4 protein-coding genes are annotated in these 1,822 nt (G+C 42.9%); 3 read left to right on the forward strand and 1 reads right to left on the reverse strand.

Going from position 1 to position 1,822, the window contains the following annotated elements:
* Positions 1-182 (reverse strand): VOC family protein (locus tag AC1DLM_RS35250; protein WP_477572609.1); only part of this gene is annotated, 182 nt, incomplete at its 3' end.
* A 184-nt stretch (positions 183-366) separates the two neighbouring features.
* Between AC1DLM_RS35250 and AC1DLM_RS35255 the strand changes: the two genes are divergently transcribed.
* The 3 genes from AC1DLM_RS35255 to AC1DLM_RS35265 form a co-directional block, all read left to right on the forward strand.
* On the forward strand, positions 367-510 hold the full coding sequence (locus tag AC1DLM_RS35255) for a hypothetical protein (protein WP_441992651.1): 144 nt from the start codon (positions 367-369) through the stop codon (positions 508-510).
* A 275-nt stretch (positions 511-785) separates the two neighbouring features.
* Complete coding sequence (locus AC1DLM_RS35260) at positions 786-1,328, forward strand: hypothetical protein (RefSeq protein WP_441992652.1); 543 nt, start codon at positions 786-788, stop codon at positions 1,326-1,328.
* 170 nt (positions 1,329-1,498) lie between these two features.
* The coding region (locus tag AC1DLM_RS35265; RefSeq protein WP_477572610.1) for a GNAT family N-acetyltransferase at positions 1,499-1,822 on the forward strand (324 nt) is incomplete at its 3' end.

The raw sequence follows: 1,822 nt of genomic DNA on the forward strand, positions 1-1,822 counted from the left end.
GCGGAACCAGCGCCGAACAGTTGCACCGTCTGGGAGTGGCCGATCGCCAGGGTGCACGATGGCACAACGAGTTCGGCAAAGACGGGCGCGGGGCGTTCCGCCGAAACACCCATGACTTTCTCATAGAACTCGACGAGACGATCCACGTCGTCGGTAATGATGCGTACAGAAGCTAAATTCACGAGATACCATCCTTCCTATAACAAATGATACAATACCGTATCATATCATTTTGGGCCAAAATACTTCGCATTTATCTCCCACTCCTTTACGATTACTTACTCCGATTATAAAAAACATTACTGACAACAGTATGTCAGTAGTGTTTTAACATTTTTAGGGCTTCCTTCAGAATTCGATTTCGGAATGCATGATATGGATGCTGCCGCGTTCCCCGATCTCAACCTTGGTGTAGCTGTTCAGCAAGTCCATGCCGGTCGAATAGCCTTGCCAGGACAGCTCCTTCATGCAGCACTGGTACGTTGGCCTGTCGTGGACGAATTGGTATGAGTAGCTGTCGCCCTCGTCCTCGCCCAAATGGATAGTTGAAAGGATATTAGCCGGAATACAGAATAAGTAATGGGATTAACTGGCGTTACGCTAACGCAAAACGATAGTTCAATCACGAGATTACGGCAGCCGGCACATACTGGGCTGCCGTTGCCCGTTGAAGTAATAGGTAGTATTTTGGCAAATGTTATTGTACTATAATAGTTTATAAGGTAATATATGGATTATAATTAGGGCATTCCCATATTAATTTTAAATAGGAGTTACTATCCAAGATGAAACACAATAAACTATTATATAGTACACTTTTGTTGCTCACTGCGGGAGCTATCGCTGGAGGATTCGTTACCGTAAAGAAACAAAAAGCAAGTGAAAATATAGTCGTACAGCCCAACCAGATCACTCCGTCGTATATTGATAAGGTGGCTGTTAATTTAGGAAGCCCGCCTGCTGAGGAACCCACTGTCACAGCACTCAAGGGTGCTACAATACCTGATGATGTAGCCTTACAAGGTGCAATGTTAAACCAGACAATGAATTGTAATGGTCAAGGTTCTGCCTCGTTAACCTATAAAGCAATTACTGATGGTAATAAAGAGAAAGTCAGTTTTTATGTTCATAATATAGGAGAGAAAAAGTTATATTTCAGACTCAAATCCCCTCAAGGAAACAATTGGATAAAAACTGCAGTTGAAGCAAATACAGTTTTTGTAGGTGAGATGCAATGGGGAATATCGCAAGAAGGACAGTGGAACTTTGATTTAAACAATGATGATGGGTCAGTTATTTCCGTTAAGATAATATCTGAGAAAGTTTAGGCTAAAGGAGAACGTTTGTTCAAAACACAGCAATGGGAGGCTGCCGGCACGATCGGCAGCCTTTCGCTCACCTAACGGGCAAAAATTGTTAAAAAGCTTTCGCGAATACCCTACATATGGATTTACAAGTTTACAAAATAAGTACCAATCTAGGCACACGGAGGAGAAATATGCTATACGGACAACGAGTAACATTAAGGCGTGTTGTTGAAGAAGATTGGGAAAAGCGATATGAATGGCTGTCCGATCCTGTAGTTAACCGAAMGTTACCATCAGGAAGTGGTATGCCCCTAACACCGGAAGTGGTCAGAGAACGTACACGGAAGTACGCGCAAACAGATCTAWCATCTGTCTATTTTACCATAATAAAAGAAGACGGCATCCCGATTGGCAATACCCAATTGTTTAATATCCATCCTTGGTCCAAGCATGCKGAATTTGGTATTTGGATTGGGGACAAAATGGTATGGGGGCAAGGTTATGCTACAGAAGTG

The organism is Paenibacillus sp. 01T442 (genome assembly GCF_056398345.1).

Excerpts from the sequence above, each read along its gene's own strand:
- AC1DLM_RS35260 (WP_441992652.1), top strand. The coding sequence starts at position 786 with ATGAAACACAATAAACTATTATATAGTACACTTTTGTTGCTCACTGCG.
- AC1DLM_RS35255 (WP_441992651.1), top strand. The coding sequence starts at position 367 with ATGCATGATATGGATGCTGCCGCGTTCCCCGATCTCAACCTTGGTGTA.